At 57.6% G+C, this 26,285-nt stretch carries 21 protein-coding genes; 12 read left to right on the top strand and 9 right to left on the bottom strand.

Features of this window, described 5'->3' with window-relative positions; all coding sequences use genetic code 11:
• Positions 1-12: 12 nt before the first annotated feature.
• Both A3709_RS04595 and A3709_RS04600 read right to left on the bottom strand, forming a co-directional pair.
• Positions 13-1,893 carry a metallophosphoesterase gene (locus A3709_RS04595; RefSeq protein WP_066050716.1) on the bottom strand — a complete coding sequence of 627 codons (1,881 nt, stop codon included), beginning with the start codon at positions 1,891-1,893 and terminating at the stop codon, positions 13-15.
• 78 nt (positions 1,894-1,971) lie between these two features.
• A complete protein-coding gene (locus A3709_RS04600) occupies positions 1,972-4,113 on the bottom strand; it encodes a cation:dicarboxylate symporter family transporter (RefSeq protein ID WP_066050720.1) in 2,142 nt (713 codons plus the stop codon).
• A 68-nt stretch (positions 4,114-4,181) separates the two neighbouring features.
• Between A3709_RS04600 and A3709_RS04605 the strand changes: the two genes are divergently transcribed.
• From A3709_RS04605 to prlC, 3 genes are read left to right on the top strand one after another with little or no spacing between them, the layout of a single operon-like run.
• Positions 4,182-5,501 (top strand): DEAD/DEAH box helicase, encoded by a 1,320-nt coding sequence (locus tag A3709_RS04605; protein ID WP_197484064.1) that lies wholly within the window; start codon positions 4,182-4,184, stop codon positions 5,499-5,501.
• Positions 5,501-6,028 (top strand): RNA 2',3'-cyclic phosphodiesterase, encoded by a 528-nt coding sequence (gene thpR / locus A3709_RS04610; RefSeq protein WP_066050723.1) that lies wholly within the window; start codon positions 5,501-5,503, stop codon positions 6,026-6,028. The genes A3709_RS04605 and thpR overlap by 1 nt, the downstream gene beginning before the upstream one ends.
• A gap of 56 nt (positions 6,029-6,084) precedes the next feature.
• Positions 6,085-8,118, top strand: a complete 2,034-nt coding sequence (prlC, locus tag A3709_RS04615) for an oligopeptidase A (RefSeq protein WP_066050726.1) — start codon at positions 6,085-6,087, stop codon at positions 8,116-8,118.
• 16 nt (positions 8,119-8,134) lie between these two features.
• Here the strand turns inward: prlC and A3709_RS04620 are convergent, their stop codons facing one another.
• The 3 genes from A3709_RS04620 to A3709_RS04630 form a co-directional block, all read right to left on the bottom strand.
• The gene (locus tag A3709_RS04620) at positions 8,135-8,566 is read right to left on the bottom strand and encodes a hypothetical protein (protein WP_066050729.1); all 432 of its coding nucleotides are present in this window, start codon (positions 8,564-8,566) and stop codon (positions 8,135-8,137) included.
• 13 nt (positions 8,567-8,579) lie between these two features.
• Complete coding sequence (gene aqpZ / locus A3709_RS04625; protein WP_197484065.1) at positions 8,580-9,266, bottom strand: aquaporin Z; 687 nt, start codon at positions 9,264-9,266, stop codon at positions 8,580-8,582.
• A 105-nt stretch (positions 9,267-9,371) separates the two neighbouring features.
• Positions 9,372-9,851 carry a 6-carboxytetrahydropterin synthase gene (locus tag A3709_RS04630; RefSeq protein WP_066050734.1) on the bottom strand — a complete coding sequence of 160 codons (480 nt, stop codon included), beginning with the start codon at positions 9,849-9,851 and terminating at the stop codon, positions 9,372-9,374.
• A 102-nt stretch (positions 9,852-9,953) separates the two neighbouring features.
• On the opposite strand from A3709_RS04630, the gene A3709_RS04635 reads away from it, so the two are divergent.
• Both A3709_RS04635 and A3709_RS04640 read left to right on the top strand, forming a co-directional pair.
• On the top strand, positions 9,954-10,655 hold the full coding sequence (locus A3709_RS04635) for an SDR family NAD(P)-dependent oxidoreductase (RefSeq protein ID WP_066050736.1): 702 nt from the start codon (positions 9,954-9,956) through the stop codon (positions 10,653-10,655).
• The gene (locus A3709_RS04640; protein ID WP_066050740.1) at positions 10,655-11,422 is read left to right on the top strand and encodes a queuosine precursor transporter; all 768 of its coding nucleotides are present in this window, start codon (positions 10,655-10,657) and stop codon (positions 11,420-11,422) included. The genes A3709_RS04635 and A3709_RS04640 overlap by 1 nt, the downstream gene beginning before the upstream one ends.
• A 4-nt stretch (positions 11,423-11,426) precedes the next feature.
• Here A3709_RS04640 and A3709_RS04645 read toward each other — a convergent pair whose 3' ends face one another.
• Positions 11,427-11,606 carry a hypothetical protein gene (locus A3709_RS04645; RefSeq protein ID WP_066050745.1) on the bottom strand — a complete coding sequence of 60 codons (180 nt, stop codon included), beginning with the start codon at positions 11,604-11,606 and terminating at the stop codon, positions 11,427-11,429.
• 449 nt (positions 11,607-12,055) lie between these two features.
• Here A3709_RS04645 and A3709_RS04650 point away from each other — a divergent pair, with 449 nt between their 5' ends.
• The 3 genes from A3709_RS04650 to A3709_RS04660 all read left to right on the top strand — a co-directional run bounded on the left by A3709_RS04650 (position 12,056) and on the right by A3709_RS04660 (position 16,301).
• Entirely contained in the window at positions 12,056-13,303 is a 1,248-nt protein-coding gene (locus A3709_RS04650) for an HlyD family secretion protein (RefSeq protein ID WP_066050748.1), read from the top strand.
• A 2-nt stretch (positions 13,304-13,305) separates the two neighbouring features.
• Positions 13,306-15,417: a peptidase domain-containing ABC transporter gene (locus A3709_RS04655; protein ID WP_066050751.1), complete on the top strand. Its 2,112-nt coding sequence runs from the start codon at positions 13,306-13,308 to the stop codon at positions 15,415-15,417.
• Positions 15,418-16,076: 659 nt separating this feature from the next.
• On the top strand, positions 16,077-16,301 hold the full coding sequence (locus A3709_RS04660; RefSeq protein WP_066050755.1) for a hypothetical protein: 225 nt from the start codon (positions 16,077-16,079) through the stop codon (positions 16,299-16,301).
• Here the strand turns inward: A3709_RS04660 and A3709_RS04665 are convergent, their stop codons facing one another.
• The 3 genes from A3709_RS04665 to A3709_RS04675 form a co-directional block, all read right to left on the bottom strand.
• Entirely contained in the window at positions 16,302-18,113 is a 1,812-nt protein-coding gene (locus tag A3709_RS04665) for a DUF885 family protein (protein WP_066050758.1), read from the bottom strand.
• Positions 18,114-18,197: 84 nt separating this feature from the next.
• Positions 18,198-19,256: a Glu/Leu/Phe/Val dehydrogenase gene (locus tag A3709_RS04670; RefSeq protein WP_066050761.1), complete on the bottom strand. Its 1,059-nt coding sequence runs from the start codon at positions 19,254-19,256 to the stop codon at positions 18,198-18,200.
• Between the two features lie 33 nt (positions 19,257-19,289).
• Positions 19,290-22,778: an indolepyruvate ferredoxin oxidoreductase family protein gene (locus A3709_RS04675; RefSeq protein WP_066050923.1), complete on the bottom strand. Its 3,489-nt coding sequence runs from the start codon at positions 22,776-22,778 to the stop codon at positions 19,290-19,292.
• A 135-nt stretch (positions 22,779-22,913) separates the two neighbouring features.
• Here A3709_RS04675 and A3709_RS04680 point away from each other — a divergent pair, with 135 nt between their 5' ends.
• The 4 genes from A3709_RS04680 to A3709_RS04695 all read left to right on the top strand — a co-directional run bounded on the left by A3709_RS04680 (position 22,914) and on the right by A3709_RS04695 (position 26,258).
• A complete protein-coding gene (locus A3709_RS04680) occupies positions 22,914-23,390 on the top strand; it encodes an Lrp/AsnC family transcriptional regulator (RefSeq protein ID WP_066050765.1) in 477 nt (158 codons plus the stop codon).
• Positions 23,391-24,539, top strand: a complete 1,149-nt coding sequence (locus tag A3709_RS04685; protein ID WP_066050767.1) for a methionine aminotransferase — start codon at positions 23,391-23,393, stop codon at positions 24,537-24,539.
• A complete protein-coding gene (locus tag A3709_RS04690; RefSeq protein ID WP_066050769.1) occupies positions 24,527-25,312 on the top strand; it encodes an amidohydrolase in 786 nt (261 codons plus the stop codon). The genes A3709_RS04685 and A3709_RS04690 overlap by 13 nt, the downstream gene beginning before the upstream one ends.
• Before the next feature lie 28 nt (positions 25,313-25,340).
• The gene (locus A3709_RS04695; protein WP_066050771.1) at positions 25,341-26,258 is read left to right on the top strand and encodes a DUF3014 domain-containing protein; all 918 of its coding nucleotides are present in this window, start codon (positions 25,341-25,343) and stop codon (positions 26,256-26,258) included.
• The last annotated feature ends 27 nt before the right edge of the window (positions 26,259-26,285 follow it).

The raw sequence follows: 26,285 nt of genomic DNA on the forward strand, positions 1-26,285 counted from the left end.
AGCAAGGGGCCCTTAGTCGCCGGTGCGCTCAGCTTCCTTGAGGATGCGGTCGCGCCGCTTGAGAATGGCTTCAATCTGACGCGGGTGCAGATAGGGACGCAACTCCTGGGTCAGGTTGTCCATGTTCAGGCTTTGCAGGCGTCCGGCAAGCAGGTCAGAGACTTCCAGATCCACTTTGGCGTATTGCTTGGGGCGACGATCGGAAGTGCGGAAGGCCAGGCTATGATCGATGAATCGCAGCATGAACGACCGCTTGTCCCAGAGAATATTGGTGAGGTTGCGATCGGTATTATGGGTAAGGATGTCGAACACAAACCGCATCCGGTACTGTTCCCACTGCTTACAAAAGCTGTCAAAAGGCATGTCGAGTTCGAGACGGTCGCGCTCGTTGATTGAACCTGTTACCCAATCAGAGGAAGCACCCTCCTTGCCCTCTACCTCGGTGATCACAGACGCCGGCACCATTTCCATGCCCAACATCCGATCCAGCTTGTAGGCAGCCACATCGTACTGGTAGCGATCGCTGTCGTTATAGCGCCGGCTGATAAATTTCTTCGCGTTCTCCATGCCCGGGTGTGTGTCCTCGTACTTGAACACCGCATCGTTGGTAACGCCATCGCGCACCTGGGTCACACGCCAGGGGTTGGTGACGCCGGTACCAATCTCCTCAACATTGGTGACCGGGGCGGTGCGCATAAAATCTTCCACCTGGGCATCACTCATCGCCGACAGGCGCTGCGAAAGGCTGGTGTTCTCCTCGGCGACTTCGGCGCGTTCCGACGCCCCGAGGTAATGCACGTAATCGGGGCCATCATTGGAAATGAAGGCAGATGCCAGCCCGCGGTAAACCGGCCGGTACATACCCGTATCGAGCCTGATCACCAGGCCATCCATCCGCGAGATCGCCGTTCCGGGATTGGGATCGTGGCCGACAACCACCTGCCGGGCGCCGACTTTCTTGAGAAATTTCTCGACATTGTACGACTCCGACAGAGGGTGGCAACGACTGGTGCCGCGATACCAGGTAGGCGCATTAAAGGGATCAAACACCAGGTACTCCTGGGCGGCGAATGCGACTCGCACATCTTCAAACCATTTGGGCCGGGAGCGCGGGTTGGCGGCGGAATACGCCTCTACCTGGGTGTTGATAAACGTCAGGCTGTCGTCGCGACTGACAAACAGCGGCAATTGCCCGGCCTTGCGCAGCGCATCTATGGCCGCCAGATAGCCCTGCAGTTCACCCTGTAACTTGAAGTTCAATTCCTTGAGGTCCATGTCGGTGATATTTGACGCAACACCGCCATGCATATACAGCTTGTCATTCACTTTCACGGCAAACGGCTGACGAGACAACCACGCCCCGAGCTTGCCATCTGTGGCATAGGCTTTGCGCAGACCGATGTACCCCGGTGGCATCGCCTCGTCGAAACTGGCGCGATCGGCCTGGGGGTTGAATTGCTGGTACTGGCTAAAGAGCGCGTCGCGCTCTGCCGCTGTCTCGTCCTCGGCGAAGGCTGCAAACTCCGCCGCCGAGACGTAGTTGAGCTTGCCGGTGAGCACCATGACTTCGTGGTTACCGAGTACCATGTGGACAGCACCACCGGCCTGCCTGGCCTGTGATTCCAGCTTGATCATCAGTTCCACGACCTCACGCGAACCCGGGCCGCGATCAATCAGGTCGCCCACGGATACCAGGTGCGTATTGCCGCCCGTCCAGTTCAGCTGTGCGTCGATGACGCCTACTTCCTGTAGCAGTTGTATCCAGTCGTCGTAGGCGCCATGGACATCGCCAAACGCCACCACACGGGAATCTGTCTTGATGTCATAGTCGGCAGTATGCGCGGCCTGCGCCAATCCAAAAGCGAACAACAAACACAGAATACGAGAAAGCATGAAAACGTCCCTAGTTGAAGTCAGATTGCTCGAAGAAGTGTAGTGCCAATTCCAGGAATTGGCACGCCGACAGCAGGCTTAGTCAACCCAACCCAGAACGTTGCGAATAATCGACCAGCGCGGCTCACGGGATTGAGCAGCGCCACCCAGCATCCAGTAGTTGTACATGGCGTCGATGGTGCCTTCCATGCGCTTGAGCTCAATCCAGTTATTGAGAAACTCCATGGTCTCGATATCGCCCTTGGGTACCGCATAGGCAGCGGGATAGCCAATTTGCACGGGTGGCTCGATTACCGTGTATTGGGGGTAGCGGTAAGCATAGGCAGAACCCTCTTCCACAGAGAGCACCAGGGCATCCGCCCCATGACTGGTATCGATGAAAAACTCCTCGGCCGATTCCAGCCTGACAATATCGGCTTCCGGAATCAGGTGCTTGAGCCGCTCTTCGTGATAGTGGGTCTGAATCAACGCCACCCGCAAGGGCCCCTGAGCGCGCAGGGTGTACAGATCTTCAAACATCTGGCGCTGGTGATCCAGGGTGACAAAGCCCAGCCGCAGCTCCAGGTAGGCCCGGGTAAAGCTGGCCATGGCAAAGCGATCCGGCAGACTGGCAATGCATGACATAGCCACATCAATCTGGCCCGAATCGAGCATGGGCTTGAGCTCTTCAAACGAGAACGGCACGAACTCGAGGGCGACCCCGAGGTCGATGGCGAGGTACTGGGCCATCTCGACATCAAAGCCCACCAGTTCACCGTCCGGGGTGATAAAGCTACAGGGCAGATTTTCCGGGCGATAGCCCACCCGCAGCACACCCGTGTCAAAAATATGATCCAGGCGCGTTCCCTCGAGGCGGGTAAAGTCAGGCTCGGGCAGCTCGGTATGCACGGTGAACGGCAGCCACTCGTTCGCCAGCGAAACATTGGCCAGCACCTCATCGCGCGGCGGTGGCGGCGGCACGAAATGCGCAAAGTACAGGCGCAGGCCGCCAATCATCAGCACCATAGCCGCAACAGAGAGCCCCAGATAGCGCACCATAGAGCGCATCGAGACCCGCAACCTGCCAACCAGGGCCAGGCTGCCGATGACGGAGATGACAATAATATGCAGCGCCGCCAGCATCGCTCCGAACCTACCCGCGACAATGCCCGTGACCAGGAACAACTGGAACATATCCGCCGGAATCTGCAGTGAATTGAGCATGTAGGGCACAGCCACGTTAATACTGCCGAACAGGCTCAGCAACCCGCCAAATGCCAGCGAAGCCCGGTCGCCCATATCCAGAGCAGTGTCGGTAAACCAGGCTGAGAACAACACAAACAGCAACACCAGCAACTTGCCCAGCGACGGAAAGTTGAACGACACCGGCACCAGAATATCCACCGCGGAATGGGACTCCTCACTGTCCTCGCCATGGCGCTTGAGCAGCTCTTTACAGTTCTCGGCGATCTGTGGCAGCACCACAAACTGATTGCCTGTGGCAAATGCTGTCACCAGAGGGTCGCGGAAGGTATTGAAGACTTCCTTAAAGGGTATGCCACTCATGGCGGCGATCAGACCGGGGAATATCCAGAAGGTAATGAGCAATGCCAGGGCGATATACGTGACCAGGTACACCTGTACACGCCCCACTTCATCGATCGTCATGGTGCCGGCCGCAGCCGCGGCAATAGCAAAGATACCCAGCGGCGTAAGCTGCACCATCAGCTGGTTGATACGGGCCATGGCAGCGGCGACCGCATCGAATACCTTGAGAATGCCTTCTTTCTCGTCGATGGTGATCAACGCCACCCCAACCAGTATACTGAACAACACCACCGCGGGGACCAGATTGTTCGACAGGGAGTAGAAAATATTGGCCGGCAGATAGAGTTCCAACAGATTGGCCTCCTCCACCACCATGGGCGTGGAACTGCCAAAGAAGGAGGCTGTATCGACATCTGGGAAGGCCAGCGCTGCACAGAAAATGAGGGCCAGGGCCATTGCCCAGATAAACAACAGCACCACTGCACCGCGCCAGGCCAGGTTGCGCGCGTGAGCCATACTCATATGGCCAATACCGGCGATCAGCGAAGCCACGATATAGGGCAGAACGGTAATCTGCAGCAGCTGGACAAATACATCGCCAACAACCTTGAACCACGCCACCATCTCTCCAAAGAACAGGCCTGTGGCAACTCCTGCCAGCAGGCCAACCAGTATTCTTCCCGACAGTGTCATAGCTGTGCTGTTATTCCCCTAGATAGTCGCCGATAATAGCAGATGATGATTTGTGGGAGACAGCGCCCGTGCTGGAACAACTAGAACTGGATCGCGGCCTGCGCCTGAGCATGGCTGAACTGGGATTCGACGAGGCCACCGAGGTGCAACAGGCCGTGGTGCCCACTGCCCTGGAAGGTGGCGATCTGCGGGTGACCGCGGAAACAGGCAGCGGCAAAACCCTCGCCTACCTGCTGCCAGCACTGCAGCGCATTCTCACCAGTAAGCCCGATCGCAATGCCGGCGCCCTGGCGGTGATTCTGGTACCCACCCGGGAACTGGCGCGCCAGGTGCTCAAAAATTGCCGCGACCTGATGACCAAGACCCAACTGTCGGCACAGGCGATTACCGGCGGCGCCGATTTCAAGTACCAGAAAGCCCTGCTGCGCAAAAACCCGGAAGTCATTATTGCGACACCGGGCCGGCTTCTGGAGCACTGCGAAAAGGGCAGTGCCGATCTCGCGTCGCTGCAGACCCTGATTCTGGATGAGGCCGACCGCATGCTCGACATGGGCTTTCGCGAGGAAGTACTGGATGTCGCCAAGTACTGCGGCGACAAGCGCCAGGTCATCCTGTTATCGGCCACCCTCAAACACAAGGGCCTCGCGGTAGTCACCCGCGAACTGCTCAACAAGCCGCAAACCATCGCAATTAACGAAATCCGGGCGCCCCACAGCAGTATTCACCACCAGCGCATTCTGGCAGACAGCCAGGAGCACAAGGACAAACTGCTGGTGGCCTTGATGCAGAAAGGTGGCTTTACCCGCGCGCTGGTCTTCGCCAACAAGAGGGTGACAGCAGAGCGCCTCGCGGGCCTGCTGAGCCACAACGACCTGCGCTGTGGCTCGCTCCACGGCGATCTCAGCACCGAGGAGCGCAAGCATGTTCTGACGCAGTATCGCGACAGCAAAATTGACATTATCAGCGCTTCGGACGTTGCCGCCCGCGGTCTCGACGTAAAGGACATCGACCTGGTGGTGAACTACGACCTGCCCCGGTCCGGCGATGACTACCTGCACCGCACCGGCAGGACCGGCCGCGCCGGTGCCGATGGCCTCGCGGTGTCGCTGGTGGCCGCCAACGAATGGAACCTGATGATCAGCATTCAGCGCTACCTAAAGACTGAATTCGAAAAACGCGCCCTGCCTGGACTGAAGGCCAAGTACTCGGGCCCCAAGAAGACCAAGTCGTCCGGCAAGGCCAGCGGTAGCAAAAAGAGAACCAAGAAACCGGCCGCCAAGGCGAAATCGCGCGCACGCAACCAGAAAGCCAAGGGCAAGCCCGGCAACAAGCAGCTAAGCAACGATGGTTTTGCGCCCCTGATGAAGAAAAAGAAAAGCGACGATTAATGCGGCTGTTCTTCGGGCTGGAACCGCTTCCCGGGGAAGCCCGGGCCATAGCCGATTGGCGTGACCGCAGCCTGCCCGTGGATGGACGCGCGGTGCCGGCGGCGAATTTTCATATTACCCTCGCTTTCCTGGGTGAGCTGGACCAGCGACGCCTGGAGCGACTGTGTGATGCGGTTGACAGCTGTGTTGACCAGTTGAATCCGGCAGGGCTCACCCTCACCCTGGACAACATCGGCTACTGGTCAAAGCCGCGCATCTGCTGGCTGGGGCCCAGCCGCTGGCCCGACCACCTCCCTGCCCTCGCCAAGCGACTCAATCGCATTGGCGTCAGTGAGGGAGGCCGGCGCGAACGGAACAACTACCAGCCCCATGTCACCCTCTATCGCAGCTGCGATACACCACCCTCCGCACCGGCGCAGCCGCCAGCACTGCCAATGACCTGCGATCACTTCAGCCTTTACGAATCCCGCCAGGGACGTCAGGGCGTCAGCTATCACCCTCTGGCCAGCTGGGCGCTGCCCTTGTAAAAGGTCGGGACACCCCCCACAGTAAACAGATACCACCGCCTATTGGACAACCCGCCATGACGTATCCAGCAACGGCCGCCAACAAGCTGCCCACTTTCTCCACGATTGACGTAGACCAGATCAAGGCCAGGATTGAAGGCCTGATTGAGCGCAACAAACGCGACATCGATACCCTGCTCACCAACAGCGACACATTCAGCTGGGACGATCTCCCGGGCGCTATCGAGGCCATGGATGAGGAGCTCGCCAGCGCCTGGTCACCCGTGTCGCACCTGAACCACGTGCGCAACTCTGACGAATTGCGCGATGCCTATAACGCCTGTCTGCCGCTACTCTCCGCTTACAGCACCTGGAGCGGCCAACACCAATCCCTTTATCAGGCGTACCAGAGCATCGCCGACAGCCACGACTACGCCGCGCTGGATGCCGGTGCAAGAACAGCGCTGGACCACGCCCTGCGCGACTTCAAACTGGCAGGGGTCGCGCTGCCAGAGGATCGGAAACAGCGCTACGGCGAGCTCAAGGCGCGACTGTCTGAGCTGGGGGCCAAGTTTGGCGAGAACGTGCTCGACGCGACCAATGCCTGGTCGCGCCAGGCCACTGAGGAAGAGCTGGCAGGTTTGCCCGACAGCGCCCTGGCGGTAGCTCGGCAGGCCGCCGAGCAAAAAGGCCTCGATGGCTATCTGATCACCCTGGAGTTCCCTTCATACTTTCCGGTACTGACGTTCTGCGACAATGCCGAGCTCCGCCGCGAAGTTTACGAGGCGAACGCCACACGTGCATCGGAACTGGGCCCCCACGCCGGCCAGTTCGACAACGCCACCACCATGGTGGAAATTCTCGACCTGCGCCGGGAACTTGCCGAGATCCTCGATTTCGATAGCTACGCCGCGCTGTCACTGGCCACCAAAATGGCTGATGACCCCGACCAGGTCGTGGCCTTCCTGCGTGAGCTGGCGGCTAAATCCCGGCCCCAGGCACAGGCTGAGTTCAATGAGCTGGAGGCCTATGCCCGTGAAGAGCACGGCGTGGCCACCCTGAATGCCTGGGACGTGGGCTACTACAGTGAGAAGCTCAAACAGGCGCGCTACGAAGTCTCCCAGGAAGACATTCGCCCCTACCTACCCGTGAATCGAGTACTGCCCGGATTATTCGAAGTGGCAAAGCGTCTGTGGGGCGTCACTATTCGCGAGGTCGCCGACTTCGACAGCTACCACCCCGACGTACAGCTCTACGAAATAATGCGCGACGACGAGGTGATCGCCCGTTTCTATCTGGATTTGTATGCCCGCGCCCACAAGCGCGGTGGCGCATGGATGGACGGCTTCAGCCCCCGCCGAATGGCGGGCGACAGCATCCAGCTTCCCGTGGCCTTCCTGGTTTGCAACTTCACGCCGCCGGTGGGGGATGCGCCGGCGCTGCTTACCCACAATGAGCTGACCACCCTGTTCCACGAATTCGGTCACGGCGTGCACCACATGCTGACCCAGCAGACTGTGGCGGCCGTCAGCGGCGTTCACGGCGTGCCCTGGGACGCGGTGGAACTACCGTCGCAATTTCTAGAGAACTGGTGCTGGGAGCCCGGGGCGCTGGCATTTATTTCCGGCCACCATGAAACCGGCGAGCCGCTACCGCAGGCCTTGCTCGACAAAATGCTGGCAGCAAAGAACTTCCAAAGCGCCATGATGATGGTTCGCCAGCTCGAGTTTGCTCTGTTTGATTTCCTGTTGCACATGACCTGGAAAGGCGGCGATAGCACTGACGTACAAAAGATACTCGACGCTGTACGCAGCGAAGTCGCCGTGATGCCGATCCCCGGGTTCAATCGCTTTCAGAACAGCTTCTCGCACATTTTCGCCGGCGGTTATGCCGCGGGCTACTACAGCTACAAGTGGGCCGAAGTGCTCTCCGCAGACGCGTTCTCACGGTTTGAGGAAGAAGGTATTTTCAATGCCGACACCGGCTTGTCTTTTTTGCAAGAGGTGCTGGAGGTCGGCGGTTCCAAGGAACCCATGGCGGCGTTTATTGCCTTCCGCGGCCGCGAACCGAGCATTGAACCACTGCTGAGGCACAGCGGCATTGCGGCCTGAGGAAGCGCCTGCTGGCTTAGTTTAAATCCGCCAGCACCGCCCTCACCTCGGCTCGCACCCCATCGATGGCGGCGACAACCGCATCGGCCGCGGTGCGCTCCTCGGCCACCTCAGCCCAGTTCGCGCTCCACACCGATTTAAGCGCTGCGGCAGAGGCCACCACGGCCTCGCTGCAGCTGCCGCTCAGATCGTTAATCAACCCTACCTTGACCCAACCGTCCCGGGGGCTGCCCCGGTTCAGATCACGATCGTAGTGAGCGGCATAAACCACTTGTTCCAGTTCGGCCAGTTGCAGCAGTAACTCGAAGGAGGCCTCACGCACATTATTGTTGTGCTCGGTAACCTCCAGCCGCCAGACGTTGTAGGAGAAACCCACCAGAGCAAACAGCACGCTGAACAGTGCTGTCGCCTGATAAACCTTCAGCCTCGCGTCGGTGGCGCTGGCCAACCTGCCTGTTCCTTCAGTCTTCGTTGCCCAGCCACTTGTAGACAATACCGGCCAGCGCAGCACCGACAATCGGGGCTATCCAGAACAGCCACAACTGGCTGATCGCCCAGCCGCCTTCATACAGGGCAACGCCGGTAGAGCGCGCAGGATTCACCGAGGTATTGGTGACCGGAATGCTGATCAGGTGAATGAGCGTCAGGCCCAGACCAATCGCAATCGGGGCCAGGCCCGCCGGAGCGCGCTCATCCGTGGCACCCAGAATAATAATCAGGAACATGAAGGTCATCACCACCTCACAGACCAGCGCGGCGGTCAGGCTGTAGCCACCCGGTGAATGCTCACCATAGCCATTGGAGGCAAATCCTGCTGTCTCGAAGCCAGCCACGCCGCTGGCGATGACGTATAGCACGCCACCGGCGACAAGGCCGCCGAGGACCTGGGCGATGATATAAGGCACCAATTCATTCGCGGGGAAGCGCCCGCCGACCAACAGGCCGACCGACACAGCGGGATTCAGGTGACAACCGGATATGTGGCCGATGGCAAAGGCCATCGTCAATACCGTAAGACCAAAGGCCAGGGAGACACCCAGCCAGCCAATACCGACTTCAGGGGCACCGGCGGCCAGCACCGCACTACCACACCCCCCCAGAACCAGCCAGAAGGTACCGATGAACTCGGCGCCCAGTTTCTTGCTCATGCTCATTTTCACCACTCCTTTCTTATTGTCGCCTTGCGGGCGTTACAGGTATTCGGTGTTCACAAACAGATTAGCAAAGCTGTGCGGCACAGGGAGATCCGCGGCCTATTGCCTCCACAGGGCGCTGGCCCGCTGCCCCGGCCCGGAGGCGACCCACACCTCGAGTTCCACCAGACCATCGTCTGCACACTCTGCGAGCAGCTGTTGCAAGAGGTAATGGGAAAATTCCTCGACGGTTGCATTGCGCAAGGGTAGCAGCAGGCTATCACACTTCAGAAAGCTCATTTCCTCGCCGTTGAATCGGACCCGATAGCTTTCACCCTGCTCCTCGATCTCCTGATAGGGCGAATCGGCGGCGAGAATCATGTACTCATCCAATTTTTCACAGAGCGAGGCAATACGGCGCTTGTATACGTTGTAGTCAGCGGCAAAGCCATTGTCGCCCATTGGGGCAACAATTCGGGCCGACACGGAGTAATTATGGCCGTGCAGCCGCTCTCGCTCCGTGGCGGAGAAGATCGTGTAATGGGCCGCAGAGAACTTGTGGCTCTCCTTGTCGATATGCAGGGTTGTTGTTCTGGTCATCCGTCCATTGTGGTGCGTGCGTATGTAGAGCGCAACCGGGCTCGCTTGACGCTCCGGTTAAAATCATCGACTCTTTTACGCAATCAAAACAACGGCGGATTTATGAAGGCAGCAATTATCACTGGTGCCAGTGTAGGTATTGGCAGGGAAACAGCGCGGCTGTTTCTGGAACAGGACTACCAGGTATACAACCTCTCGCGCCGGGCCTGCCCGCTGGACGGGGTCAACAATATCAGTTGCGACCTTGCTGACACCGCCTCCATCGAAGCGGCCTGCAATGAGCTGACCTCCGCCCTCGCGGGAGCCGAGTGCATAACCCTCATTCACAACGCCAGCCAGATGCGCAAAGACGCCGCCGACGACTGTGCCAGTGACAGCCTGGCAGCCGTACTGGACACCAATGTGGTGGCTATCAACAGCCTCAACCAGGCGCTGCTACCGATCATGCCAGAAGGGTCCAGCCTGTTATATGTTGGCTCGACACTCTCCGAGAAAGCCGTATCAGGCTCCTTTAGTTACGTCATCAGTAAACACGCTCAATTGGGCATGATGCGCGCCACCTGCCAGGACCTCATGGGTCGCGGTATACACACCGCGCTGGTCTGCCCCGGCTTTACTGACACCGAGATGCTTAGGACCCACATTGGCACCGATCCCGAAACAGAGCAGGCTATCGGCAGCATGAACAGCTTCGGCAGGCTAATTGATCCCACGGAGATCGCCGCGCTACTTAACTGGGCGCACGCTAACCCCGTGATCAACGGTGCAGTGCTCCACGCGAACCTCGGCCAGAAAGAATCCTGATGAGCGAATTGACCAGCGGGCAACTTAACGAACGCCGCGAACGCGTTTTTCTGGTGCTGGCAGGAACATTCCTGTGCGCCATGACGCTGCTGAATATCATCGGCATTACCCGATTTGTACAGTTGGGCCCGATGGCACTCGCGGTAGGTGTGCTGCCCTACCCCCTGACGTTCCTCTGCACAGACCTTATCTGCGAGCTGTATGGACGCAAGCGCGCCAACTTCCTGGTCACAGTAGGGCTGGGACTGAACTTCATGATTCTGGGTGTATTGCTGCTGGGCAACGCGCTGCCTTCAGTACCCGCCGACCAGATGCCGCCCTGGCAGATCCTGCAACTGGCTGCACCCGTACACCTGCCCAACGGAGATACGGTGGAGCAAACCGTGGGGCTATATCAGTTGATCTATGCCACCACCTCCGGCGCGGTGTTTGCATCTATGCTCGCCTATATCGCAGCGCAGTACTGCGACGTGCAGCTGTTCCACTTCTGGAAGCGCGTCACCAAAGGCAAATATCTGTGGGTTCGCAACAACTTCTCCACACTGATGAGCCAGATGGTGGATTCGGTTATGGTGATTACTGTGACCTTCGGCGCCGCCTTCCTGCGCGACGAACTCACCTTCAAAATGATGATGGTACTGGTGGCGAGCAACTACATCTTCAAAGCGACCGTCGCCTTAATCGACACTGGGCCGTTCTACCTGGGCGTTCACTATCTGCGCAGGTATCTGGTATTGGAACCGGGTGAGACAGCCACCCACGTCTGAGTGGCTATTCCCTGGTTTCGTGGATATTGATCCAGAGCAGGACCAGGGCAATAGCCCCCATAATAAGATAAGACGTATTCAGGGTGCCGCGGGTGAGCCAGTTTTCGGCAACGATCCATGCTGAGCACAGCACCACTATCAACGGCAGGGCTATGGCGAGTTTTTGGCCTTTGGTTCTTGGCATTGCTAATCATCCCACTCGCTGTTCTTATTCAGCTGCACCAATATCTGCACTGACAAGAGCGCGACCACCAGACCAACGCCAACCATCGCGCCGACTATAAGCCCATCTAAATCAGACCCATCTTAGTAGGCAAACAACAGTCCCAGTCCGATACAGGCCGCGTATAGCAAACTCCCTCCATAGTCTTGCATCTCTACCTCCAAGAAAAGGCCGGTGGTGCTCGACTCACTCTCCCATCCATAGGTGTTGTCTATGGATAGCACCAGATCGCAGTTGTCTCCACAATTTCGGTAACGACCGAAAGTCGATCCGGTGGCTCGAACTTAACACTCCAGATAGATAATCGAGCCGAATCGACCTAAATTGGCAGTTCAGCGTAATTGCGATTCGGGCCCGGTGTACCTAACCTGATGCTCACGGACTGCAGGCAACACAAGGATGTGTGAGCGATGCAACTTTTTCGACAGCAAGCGCTGGACGCCCAGCGCCAGCGGCTCTCCGGCGAGGTTCTGCTCATGCCTCGCGTACCGCATTTGGTGTGTACAGCCCTTCTACTCGGCTGGTTTTTGCTGACCATCACACTCCTGATGAATGGCCGCTACGCCAGCCGTGAGATCGTGCAGGGATGGCTGCAGCCGGTACAGGGTTCCATCGATATCACCGCGCCCGCCGACGCCACTATTGCCGAGATTCACGTTCGCGACGAGCAGCATGTCGCCCCAGGAAAGCCTCTGCTCTCACTACGCCGCGCACGCACAATGACTTCTGGCGTAGTGATGGAAGAGAGCCTTCTCGACCAATTCTGGGAGCAACATGCATCGCTAATCAATCGTCGTGAGTTAACGCTATCGCGATTCACCCATTTGGCTCAGCGCGCTCGAAATTCCCTGTCACAGTCCGAACAGGAGCTTGATTACCTCGCTGAACAAATTCTCGCTGCGAGCGCAGAGGTCGATATTCTGCAATCAAGAGGGCGAGATGCGCGCGCTCTTGCTCAAGCCGGGCACCTGCCCCAGCACAGCGCTGACAATGCCGACCTGCGTCATCTGACTGGCGTCAGGGAACTTGCCGCGCTTCGGCAGCGTGAGCGGGCCCTGGCATCGCGCATAGCGATACAGCAAAGCGAACTCGAACTACTCCCTAATGACACCGAAGGATCCATCGCCGCGCTGGATTTTCAGATTAGCCAGGTATTGCAATCGATCTCCCAACTCGAAGCTGATGGTCACTTCACCGTTACCGCGCCCCGGGAGGGCACAGTCAGCAACCTCCAGGCAAGGCGTGGCGCAAAGGTCGCAGGGATAGCAGGCCCGCTGATGCGAATCACCACCAGCGAACACCTTGAAGCCAAGTTACTCGTCCCGGTTCGCGCCGCCGGCTTTCTACGCAAAGGGCAGTCCGTTGCTCTGCAATACCATGCGTTTCCACACCAGAAATTTGGCTCATTCGAAGGCGAGATTACGCAATTCTCCGGCCAGGCCCTGATTCCCAGCCACATCGATAACAATCCGCTAGTCCTTGCTGAACCGGTGTATCAGTTAACGGTAAGCCTTCGCAATCAGGAAGTGGAGGCCCAGGGGGATCGACTTCCATTGCTTCCGGGCATGACACTGGATGCCATCATTATTCTTGGCGAGCGTTCCTTGCTCGAATGGCTGCTTGCCCCGATCTATGTACTCAAGGGGCGTTTGCTGTGAACATGACCGCACTCGCCACAGACCGCGGCTCTAACGCCTTCTCGAGCGGGCTGCCGGTGATTTATCAGGCTGAGGCAGCCGAATGCGGACTCGCCTGCCTGGCCATGGTGGGCCGCTATTTCGGCCATGATATCGATTTGCGCTCGCTGCGCTGTCGTTTTCCGCAATCGATTCAGGGGGCCACTCTGAAGACATTGATGGACATTGCCCGGCAGATAAATCTCATGCCACGCGCGCTGCGCTTCGAGTTGGACGTGATCAAGGAACTGGAGACGCCATGCCTGTTGCACTGGAACATGAATCACTTCGTAGTACTCCGGGGCATGAAAGGAACTCAAGCAGTTATTCACGACCCTGCCCGGGGCAAGGTGCTGTGCTCTTATGACGAACTGTCCACTTCGGTAAGTGGCATCGCCATGGAACTGTCCCCGGCAATCGATTTCAAGCCTCTGCAGGATCGCCACAAACTCAGGCTCTCTGACCTATGGACAGGTGTTCACGGTCTGGGACGCAGCCTCGGCGCGGTGATCACGCTATCATTGATGCTGCAGATTGTATTGCTGGCATCACCGCTATATCTGCAGTTTGTAGTCGACGAAGCGATTCCACGCCGGGACATTGACCTCCTGCGCGCACTTGCTCTGGGCTTCGCAGTTCTGCTCGTGTTCGAGGTCATCAACCGCAGTCTACGAGCCATGCTGGTTCTGAACCTATCCAGCAGACTGAACCTGCAGCTCGCTACCAATCTGGTCAACCACTTGCTGCGCCTGCCCCTTAGCTACTTCCATTCGCGCCACCTAGGGGACATCGTATCGCGATACAGCTCATTGGGCGCAATACGACAACTTCTCTCTGAGGGCTTGGTCGCCATTGTTGTCGATGGCGTGCTATCTACAATTGCGCTGGTAGCCATGTTTATTTACAGCCCCCCACTGACGCTGCTGATGCTCTTGGTCACCCTGCTATACCTGGGCATCCGAATCGCACTGTTCCCGGCGATACGCCGCCGTACCGAGGCGACGATTCAGGCTGACGCGGTGGCGCAAAGTTCTCTGATGGAGTCGGTGCGCGCAATAACGCCAGTGAAACTGCACCAATGTGAAACAGAACGGGTGCAGCAATGGCAGCACCGCCTGACCAAAACAATCGCCGCCGATATTGGCGTACAGAAGCTGGGTATTCTCCACACAGGAATCAATACCGCACTTTTCGGCGCGGGCCATATGCTACTCGTCTATCTCGCAGCCGGTTTTGTCATGGCGAATCTTATGACGATAGGCATGCTCTACGCCTTCATCGCTTATTCGCAACGCTTCGTGCAGGGAGTAGGCAGCCTGATCGAGCAATGGATGTCGCTGCGAATGCTCAATGTCCACCTGGATCGTCTGGCCGACATCGCACTCACCGCCGCAGAGCCGCGACCGACACCCTTGATAAGCACATCCGCTGAGCAACAAACCCTCGACCATTGCCTCAAAATCGAATCGCTCTCCTTCACCTACAACGGCACCTCAGAACCGGTGTTCGAAGACATAAACCTGCTTATCGAGCCCGGCGAGGCAGTGGCGATTACCGGGGCCAGTGGATGCGGAAAAACAACACTACTGCAATGCCTTGCGGGCCTTATTCACCCCACTTCAGGGCGAGTACTGTGGAACAACCGGGATATCTTCAGTCACGATAACTACCGGGCGCAAATCGCCTGCGTCATGCAGGACGATCAATTGCTGAGCGGCAGCATCGCCGACAACATCTGCTTCTTCGACAATGTGCCGGACATGGACCGCATCGTTCAATCGGCAATATCCGCATGCGTTCACGAAGACATTACCAGGCTACCCATGCAGTACAACACGCTGGTCGGCGACATGGGCACCAGCCTTAGCGGCGGTCAGAAACAGCGCATCTGCATTGCCAGAGCACTCTATCGGAAGCCAAAGGTCCTCTTCATGGATGAAGCGACAAGTCATCTAGACACTTTATGCGAGAAAATCCTCTCAGCGAACATTTCCAGATTACCCATGTCCCGAATAATCGTCGCCCACCGAGAATCTACAGTCAGTTTCGCCGACAGAATAGTACATCTCAACTGCCCCACAACTTATAAACATTAGACCCCAAGGAGATAAAAATGATTACCGAGTAATGAGTAGATCCAGACTGGAAAGCATGGATGCATACTAAATCACTAAAAGGACAGGATCATGGAAGAACCAAACATGAAGATTCGAAAAATCTCATCTGAAGAATCTGCGATGGTCAGTGGAGGACTTTCGCCTCACCAGACCATACCGCCTCCAAGCAGATTCTTTTCAGTAGATCCATGGGGACGCACCAAAACCCCAACATATCGAATCCGGTCAACCGCAATGAACGGATCATTTGAGCTTTAAGCAAAAGGAACTTGATTATGAATGTTCAACAATATGAAGCTAGTAGAATTCATGACAAAAGTATTCGCATGATTAGCAATGACGAAGCGGGTTTCGTTTCAGGAGCAGGTGATCGCTAAGAGGCATTCGTCGGCGTAGGTTTAAGTGCCGCCGCCGGTTTTGGAGCTGGTGGAGTTGCTCTGTTTGTCTTTGGAGGCATCCCGGCCCTAGCCATTGGAGTCGCTGCTGGAGCCATAGTTGGTACCGGGTACATCCTCGCAACAAGCTCAGGTGGCGGAGGCAGAACGAGAATAGAACCAGGCGAAACCTCCGACTTGTAATCGCTTCACAGGGGGTCCAAGCTTAAGAGCATTGGATCTCCATGCAAAGAGGGCTGTCAAATGAACCGCTTTTCCAATGCATTTCTGATTACATTGACTTGTTTTATCGTCGTGGTCATTGCCACAGACCTACAAGTCTATGCATCAGCCACACCAGAGAGAAAAGAGTTACTGCTGGCCCTCATACCCATAAAGTACACACTGCCATTGGCGGTATGGCTGATCGCCAGCGCTTTCGCCCGGTGGAAGCCGGGCGCAAACCGCATGAAGGAACGCGAAGAGTAGCTACTGCTCTTCGCGCTTACCCTCTACCCAAATCGACACCATTTTCTCCAGCACGGGCAACGGGACTGCACCGCCGCCAAGCACCGTGTCGTGAAACTCGCGAATATCGAACTGGTCACCCAGGCGGCGTTCGGCATCCGCTCTCAGCGCCTGAATTTTTAACATCCCGGCTTTGTATGAGGCCGCCTGCCCAGGCGCCACCAGGTAGCGCTGGATCTCGGAGCGAACAGCGCTCTCAGGAATAGCCGAATTATTCAGCATGTAGCCCACAGCCTGCTCCTCACTCCACGCTTTCGCGTGCAGGCCTGTGTCAACCACCAGCCGAATCGCGCGCCAGATCTCTGCTACCAGCCGCCCGAAGTTATTGTAAGGGTCCTGGAACGCGCCCATTTCCAGCGCCAAGTATTCCGAGTAAAGTGCCCAGCCTTCCCAATAGGCTGAGTAACCCACATTGTTGCGGAACTGGGGAATGCCCGTCAGCTCTTTGGCGATCGACAACTGCATGTGGTGCCCTGGGCTACCCTCGTGGTATGCCGTGGTCTCCAGATCGGTCTTGTTGTAGGCCGTCATGTCAGATAAATGGATATAGTAAATACCCGGCCGCGATCCATCGGCGGTACCCACCTGGTAAAACTGGGCCGCGCCATCCTGCTCACGATAGGGCTCTACCCGTCTCACTTCCAAGGGTGATGTGGGCAGAATCCCAAAGTACTCCGGAAGCTTAGGCTCCAGTTCCAGGAGCAGGCGTTTCACATCGGCAATATAGGCTGCACGCCCCGCATCGGTATCGGGGTAATAGAAGCGCTCATCGTCACGGACGTAGGCAAAGAAATCCTGCAGACTGCCCTTGAACCCCACCTCACGCATAATTGTCGCCATCTCTGCCTGAATGCGCGCCACTTCAGTGAGACCCAGTTGATGGACTTCTTCCGCCGACATATCGGAATGCGTATAGAATGCCAGGCGCTCTGCGTAGTAGGCGTCACCACTAGGCAGGCTGTGCACACCTTTCGGGCTCGCAGAGGTATTTTCGATATCACCTTCATGCCAGGCGATGAGTGCTTCATAGGCAGGCTGAAAATCTTCGCGCAGGGCCTGCGCGAGCGCTTCTGTCAACGCTTCCATACGCCTGGCGTCGATAGTGCCAGCATCGTGCAGGGCCGCAATTTTGGCAAGACCATCTGCCCAGACGACAGAGTCTTCACCCTCAGCGGCGAAAGGCTTCCCTGAAATAACGCCTCGAGACTCGGTAATAACCGTTTCATACGCGAAACGCGGTGGACGAATACCCATGGATGCGGCCTTCTGTGCCCTCACCAGTCCCTGACCCAGAGCACCAGCAAGGCCTTTAACACGCTCTATATAGGCCACCATGTCAGCGTCGGAATCTACGCGGTGATAATTCAGCAGAAAACGCACCGGATAGGTGTGCAGTGCCCGAAACTGGTCAAAGACATATCCGTGATGCAGAAAAGGCAGCTGGGCGGCATCGCTGTCAGCGCGGAACGTCCAGAAGTCGAACGACACCTGTTCCTGGGGCGTCAGTGCATCGTAATCATAGAGTTGTGCCATCCGCGCAGCACTATCCACCAACGTCGCTGTCTCCTGCTCCTGCGCGGCTACGCTCCAGTCGTCTACCTGGTCGTATTTTTCCTTGCTCCCGTAGGCGGTCAGGGTCATGGGGCTGGCCTGCAGCTCCTGCTCGTAAGCCTGGTCCAGCCAGTTATTCAGGGGCGGCGGCTTCGGGCTGGCTGCCAGCACGGCGGTTTGGCCAACCAGCGATACTGCGACGGCGGCAATCAATGCACGCATGGTGATTTCCTTGTAGTGACAGATAAAAAAAAGGGATGGCAATAATGCCATCCCAAAGGGGGTTTGTAACAGCCTCGAGGCCGATCAGGCCGCCAGCGGCTTGCTGCGCGCAGAGTGCAGAATATCTTCTGCCAATGTCTCGGCAATAAGGTTGGTTTCGCGATGACTTTCGTCCGCACGCGTCAGTACCTGGGAAAGCGTATGTTCGATGTGATTAACGTGTTCACGCTTTTTCGCTTCAGTGGAGCCCACACGCTGATGATGCACATCGATAATACCGCCGGCGTTGATCAGAAAATCCGGGCAGTAAAGTATGCCGCGATCCATCAGGCGAGCGCCGTCCTGCTCAGTCGCCAGCTGGTTGTTGGCCGCACCGGCCACAATTCCCGCGCGCAGTTGCTCGATCGACTGCACATTCAGTACCGCGCCCATGGCGCAAGGCGCAAATACATCCGCCTCCTCTGAAAGAATACTGCCGGGGTCAACCACGTGGATGCCGTGATCTGCCACTGCGCGGTCGATGTTGGCCTGATTCACATCGGCAGCAACAACTTCTGCACCGTCGGCGACCAGGAATTTGGCGAGGTAATAGCCCACATGCCCAAGCCCCTGCAGCGCCACGCGTACACCCCGGGTATCGCTCTGCCCCAAACGGTGTCTTACCGCTGCGCGGATACTGACAAATACACCCCAGGCCGTGCTGGGCGAGGGATCACCGCCAAATTCATTGTCGTCCATACCACTGACATGGGGCGTGCGTTCGGCCATCAGGCGGATGTCTGCAACGCCTGTTCCGGAATCTTCCGCAGCCACATAGCGGCCACCCTGGGAGTGGACAAAGTCGCCCATCGCACGGATGAGTTCAGGGGTTTTGTCTTTGCGAGGATCGCCAATGATCACCGATTTACCGCCCCCAAAAGGCAGGCCCGCCAGAGCTGATTTATAAGTCATGCCACGCGACAGACGCAGCACATCATGCAGGGCGTCGTCTTCACTGTCATAGGGGAACATTCGGCACCCCCCCACGGCGGGACCAAGTGTCGTACTGTGAACGGCAATAATCGCACGCAGGCCGGTGGCCTCGTCTCTACCAAAGGTAACCAGTTCATGGCTATCGAAAGCCGGTGCTGAGAAGATGGACATCCACTTATCCTCTATTGTGTTGTTATATCGATATCAGGCAGCGTTAACGAACTGCACAGTCTCTTCGGAAACATCCCCTTGGAAACGTTTCATGAATACATCCCGCTGGGCCAACACCCGCTCGCGATTGCGGTCCTTGACGTGGCCATAGCCGCGCAGACGGCGCGTATCATCCACCGCTTCTACCGCAGCCGCGTAGTTGCCATCGTCCAGACCACCCGCAAACTCCGCCAGCATGGCGCGAAACTCCGCCAGATCCTGACGCTCACGTTTGCGTTCTGCGGTATAGCCAAACACATCTAACGCAGAACCGCGCAAGCCGCGCAGCTTCGCGAGCAGACCGAAGGCTTTCATCATCCAGGGGCCGTAGGCCTGTTTCTGCAGATCACCCGTATCGGGATCACGCTTGGCCAGCAGCGGCGGAGCCATGTTGAAGCGCAACTCAAAATCACCTTCAAACTGCGCTTCAATCTTGCGCTGGAATTCACCGTCGGAATACAGGCGAGCCACTTCATACTCATCTTTAATCGCCATCATCCGGAACAACTGCCTGGCTGCCGCCAGTGTCAGTGAATGGCTATTCTCGGAGTGGGGGTCACGCTTACGCAGTGCCTGTATTTCAGCGCGATACTCGTCGGCCAGTGCCTGTCCCTGGTAGCTGACCAGTCGAGCGGCGCGATCCTCGAGTATTTCATCGAGTGTTTCGGGAAACTTCTCAGGCGCCTCGCTACGCACCAGCTGCAGTACTTTCTGGGGCTGATGGGCACAGCGGCGCCCCCACAGGAACGCCTGTTTATTAAATTCAACAGCCACGCCATTGAGTTCAATGGCCTGCTCCAGGGCAGCGGCGGACACGGGCACCAGGCCCTGTTGCCAGGCAAAGCCCAACAGGAACAGATTGCTGGCAATGGAATCGCCCAGTAGCTGAGTCGCAATTTCGGTCGCGTTGATGAAGTGGCAGGCTTTGTCGCCGACTTCCGTTTCGATCTTGTCCTTCATCGAGGCGGTCGGGAACGGCGCATCCGGGTTTAACACAAAGGCAGAAGTGGCCACTTCCTTGTCGTTGACCACAGCTCGTGTACGCCCATGAGCAACCTTGCCCATGGCCTCGTAAGTAGAGGTCACGACCATATCGCAGCCTACCAGCAGGTCGGCCTCACCCGCGGGAATGCGCACCGCCTTGATCTCATCCTGGTGGTTGCTCACCCGCACATGGCTGACGACGGCGCCAAATTTCTGGGCGAGACCAGTCTGGTTCATGGTGGCACAACCCTTGCCCTCGATGTGTGCGGCCATGGCCACCAGCGCGGTAATTGTCAGCACACCAGTGCCGCCCACACCTGTCACGACCGTATTCCAGGGGCGCTCCAGTGCAGGCAGCTGGGGCTCGGGCAGGGGATCAAAGAGAACGTCAGTGCCGCTCAGGTCACCCGCCGACTTCTTCAGCTTGCCGCCCACCACGGTAACAAAACTCGGGCAGAAACCGTTGGCACAGCTGTAGTCTTTATTACAGGCGCTCTGGTCAATCTCTCGTTTGCGGCCCAGTGCTGTTTCCTTGGGCATAACAGACAGACAGTTGGATTTAATGCTGCAGTCACCGCAGCCCTCGCACACCTCGTCATTGATAAAGAGCCGCACGTTGGGGTCATCCATGATGCCCTTCTTGCGACGGCGGCGCTTCTCCGCCGCGCAGGTCTGCTGGTAGACAATCACCGAGGTGCCTTTGAATTCGCGCAGCTCTTTCTGCAGCGTGTCCATTTCATCGCGGTGATGCAGACTGAAGCCCGGCACATCGCGGAACTGGCCGCGCCACTGTTCTGGTGCGTCGCTCACCAGCGTAATGCGGCGCACGCCTTCGCCGCGCAATTGCAGTATCAGGTCACCCACACTCAGGGGGCCATCAATGGGCTGCCCACCGGTCATAGCCACTGCATCGTTGTACAGAATTTTGTAGGTAATGTTCACACCGGCGGATACCGCAGCGCGAATAGCGAGAATGCCCGAATGGAAGTAAGTGCCGTCGCCGAGGTTCTGGAACACGTGTTCAGTATCGGTAAACGGCGCCTGGCCAATCCATGTCGCACCCTCGCCGCCCATTTGCGTGAACGTGTGCGTTTCGCGGTCAGGCATCCAGGTGGCCATATAGTGACAACCAATGCCACCCAAAGCGTGGCTGCCTTCAGGCACTTTGGTTGAGGTGTTGTGCGGACAGCCGCTACAGAAGTGCGGTACGCGCTCAATGGTGTCGCGCGGTGTGGCCAGCGAGGCTTCTTTTTCCTCGATCCAGCGGATGCGCTGTTCCATGCTCTCGGAGTTGTAAAATTTGCGCACACGGCCGGCAATCGCAAGGGCTACTGTCGCCGGGGTAAGCTCACCCAGGTTTGGCAGCAGATCGCGGCCTTCTTCGTCGAATTCGCCAATCACGCGGGGGCGGGAGCCCACAGGGTAATTGTAGAGTTGGCCCGTTAACTGGTCTTCGATGATCGAGCGCTTTTCCTCGACCACAAGTATTTCTTCAAGGCCTTCGGCGAACTCATGGGTACCCTGCGGCTCGAGCGGCCAGGGCATGCCCACTTTGTAAACACGCAGGCCGATTTCCGCAGCCACGGCCTCGGTAATGCCCATATCCTCAAGCGCCTGCATAACATCCAGGTAGGCCTTGCCGCTGGTGATAATGCCCAACCTGGCGTTAGGGCTATCGACCACAATCCGGTCGATACTGTTGGCACGGGCAAACGCGCGCGCCGCGTAAATCTTGTATTTGTTGAGCCGCAGTTCCTGGTCGAGGGGTTTGTCCGGCCAGCGCCCGTGGACACCGTCTTCCGGCAGATCAAAGTCCTCCGGCATAACAATCTGAATACGCCCGGGATCGACATCGGCGGAAATCGCCGAATCCATGTTTTCGGTAATGGCCTTGAGTGCCACCCAGCAACCCGAGTAGCGCGACAGTTCCCAACCCATAACGCCAAGATCGAGCACTTCCTGCACATTGGCAGGTGCCAGTACAGGCACAGAAGCGCCCATAAACATGTGCTCAGACTGGTGAGGTAAGGTTGAGGACTTACAGGCGTGGTCATCACCGGCAACGGCCAGTACACCGCCATAGCGCGAAGTGCCAAAGGCATTAGCGTGCTTGATCACGTCCATGGACCGGTCGACGCCAGGGCCTTTGCCATACCACATGCCAAACACGCCATCGTACTTGGCGCCCTGAAAAAGGTTGGTCTGCTGGCTACCCCACACGGCGGTAGCGGCGAGGTCCTCGTTAATACCTGCCTGGAAGTGAATATTGTGCTCGGCAAGGAACGGCCGTGCCTTCCACATCGCCTGGTCGACGTTACCCAACGGGGAACCCCGGTAACCCGAGATGAATGCCGCTGTGTTCAACCCGCGCGCCACATCCCGCTGATGCTGCAACATCGGCAGGCGCACTAACGCCTCAATGCCTGTCATATAGGCACGCGTTGCATCCAGTGCATATTTGTCGTCCAGAGAGACTTTACGGAACTGAGCGGATCCCATTGCTATCACCATGCCGGCCATGCTTATTAGTGCCGATATTCTGAGCGATTCCAGTGGGAATTATTATTTGATTTACGCACATTTTAAGACAAAATATGCATAAATTATCCATTTGATAACACATAAGAGAATGATATGACCGAATCACTGGCCAAACAGGACGTAGAAATCCTGAAAATACTCCAGCGGGACGCCACGACAAGCACCGCCGCCATCGCCGAGCGCATCAACCTGTCTCAATCACCCTGCTGGCGCCGCATCAATCGCCTTGAGGAAGACGGCCTAATCAAGCGACGCGTGGCCCTGCTCGACCGAGCCGCCCTGGGAATGGACGTGGTAGTATTTGCCACGATTAACCTCACCTCTACCGGGCGCCAGAACCTGATCGAGTTCGAACAGGCCATTGTAGGCCACCCGGAAGTCACCGAGTGTTACACCATGACCGGGATATGGGACTATATGCTGAAGATCGTCACTCGCGACATTCGCCATTACGAGGAATTCGTGCGTAACACACTCACGGCCAGCCCCTCCATACGCGAGCTGCACTCGCATATGGCGGTTACCGAAATCAANAACACCACCGAACTACCACTGGATACCCAACTGTAAATGGTCACCCTGCAAACGAAGCTGCCCAAGGTCGGCACCACCATTTTTACCCGCATGTCGGCCATGGCCGCAGAGCACAATGCCATCAATCTCTCCCAGGGCTTCCCGGACTTCGAGGCTCCGCTGGGGCTGCGCGAGGCGCTCGCCAGGGCCACCATGGATGGCCACAACCAGTACGCACCCATGGCCGGCCTGCCCGCGCTGCGCGAACAACTGGCACATCAGTTGCAACTTACCCGAGGCGTTTCCGTAAACCCCGACACTGAAATTACCGTGGTACCAGGAGCCACCGAGGGCATTTACTGCGCCGTGATGGCCTGCGTGAAACCCGGCGATCAAGTAATTGTGCTCGACCCCTGCTACGACAGCTACGAACCTTCTATCGAACTAGCCGGAGGCGTGGCTATTCACGTGCCGCTGGGCAACGATGGTTTCTCGCCAGACTGGCAGAAAATTCGCGACGCCGTTACCCCGCGCACCCGCATGATCATGGTCAACACACCGCACAATCCAACGGGCAGCACATTTACCCCTGCAGACATGGACGAGTTGCAGGCGCTGGCGGAGGAACATGACCTGCTGGTCAGTAGCGACGAAGTCTACGAGCACCTGATTTACGATGGCAGGCAGCACTGCTCCGTTTTGCAATGGGAAGGCCTGCGCCAACGCAGCTTCGCCCACTATTCCTTTGGCAAGACATTCAGCGTCACGGGCTGGAAGACCGGCTATTGCGTGGCGCCGCCTGCACTCACCGCAGAGATGCGCAAAGTGCATCAATTCGTGGCGTTCGTGGCGGTAACCCCCGTCCAACAGGCCATCGCAGACTTCCTCGCGGCGGAACCAGGCTACCCGCAGACCCTCGCCAGCTTCTACCAGGCGAAACGCGATCTGTTCAACAATGCCATGGCAGATTCGCGCTTCAAAATCACCCCCAGCGGAGGCACCTATTTCCAGCTGCTGGACTACAGCGCCATTACTGATACGCCGGATTATGAGTTGTGCGAGCAGTGGACGCGCGACGTAGGTGTCGCCTCCATCCCCATATCCATTTTTTCCGAGCAGCCGCAGGCGCAACACTATCTGCGATTCTGCTTTGCCAAGTCCGACGAGGTACTGCTGCAGGCGGCGGAGATTCTATGCAAGATTTAAACGTCACTCTGGTTCAGCGGCCACTGGCCTGGGAGTCACCCGAAGACAATCGCCGGCAAATCGCCAAGTCGATCGCCGAACATGCCGCCCAGTCAGACCTGATCGTACTGCCAGAAATGTTCACCACCGGTTTTTCAATGAATGCCCTGGCCAATGCCGAGGCACCCGGCGGCGCCACCGAACAATGGATGCAGGCGCTGGCCCAACAATACGATTGCGCCATTACCGGCAGCGTCGCGATTGCGCCGGTTACCGAGGCGGAACAGACAACGGTCTACAACCGCATGCTGTTCGTCACACCAGATAACTGCCATCACTACGACAAGCGCCACCTATTCCGCATGGCGGGAGAGCACAAACGCTATGGCGAGGGCAAGGAACGCGTTGTGGTCGCCTGGCGCGGATGGCGCATTCTCCTCCAGGTGTGTTACGACCTGCGCTTCCCGGTGTTCGCCCGCAACCAGGGGGACTACGACATGGCACTGTTTGTCGCCAATTGGCCGGACACTCGCGCCCTGCACTGGCGATCACTGCTGGTTGGCCGTGCCATTGAAAACCAGGCCTGTGTGGTCGGGGTCAATCGTATTGGCAACGACGCCAATAATCTGAGCTACAGTGGAGACAGTCTCGCCGTGAAAGCAGACGGCACACTCGCTATCGATATGGCGGGNGCCGAAGACGTTCGCACCGCCACATTCTCAGGCGAGGAACTGGCTGAGTACCGCAAGCGTTTTCCCTTTGCCGCGGATGCAGATGATTTTAGGCTGATGTAAGTGAACGGAATTCAACCGGGGGAGTCGAATGAATATCGACAACGAAGGCACGGAGCAACCCATGCAAGCGGACCAGGAAGATCGTCCCTACGACGAATTCGAATCATCCAGCAGTGGACCACCCCTACTCCCCATTGTTATCGGCATTATCCTGATAGCGCTGATTGGCGCCTGGTTTATGCTGGGCTCGGAAGAGCCCCCCGCGCCCGAGCCGACAGTCACAGAGATTACGCCGGCAGCTCCCCCGGAACCGCTGCCCGAACCGGAACCGGTTGTCACACCCGCACCGGATATCCCCGAGCCAGATCCGATTGAGGCTTTACCTGAGCCGAACACACCGCCCCCACCACCCCCGCTTGCGCTGGAAGACAGCGATCCTGTCGTGCGCGACACCAGCGCCCCGATGGTCGCCGGCAGTGTGCTCGAGGCGGGCCTGGAGAACGACCAGTTACTGAATCGCATGGCAGGGCTTATCGATGCCACCAGCCAGGGCCGCGTCTTCTATGAGGTCTTTAAACTGGCGCCACCAGCGCCACAATTTGCCGTCATTGAGAAGGGCGATATCGCCTATATCGATCCCGCCAGTTACGATCGCTACGATGCCTACACCCAGGCGATTACCGGCCTGGACGCAGACACGCTGGCGGCAACCTTCCACACCTTCAGACCGCTGCTGGAAGAGGCCTATGCGTCACTGGGTTACAAGGAAGAACAACTGGATAATTCGCTGATCAGAGCACTGGATACTGTCATTGCAGCCCCTGTGCCTTCCGAGCCGGCCGCATTGGAGAAGGATGTAACTACCTGGCACTACGTCGACCCGGAGCTGGAAAATCTGAGCCCGCTGGCCAAACAGCTCATTCGCATGGGGCCTGACAATCAGCGCAAGCTACAGGCCCACGCCTCTGCCATTCGGGCAGCGCTCTTAAAGGCGCCTGCGCAATAGGTGGGCCAGCCGAGATACCCACGCAAG

Source organism: Halioglobus sp. HI00S01, assembly GCF_001635445.1.
Taxonomy (GTDB): domain Bacteria; phylum Pseudomonadota; class Gammaproteobacteria; order Pseudomonadales; family Halieaceae; genus Halioglobus; species Halioglobus japonicus.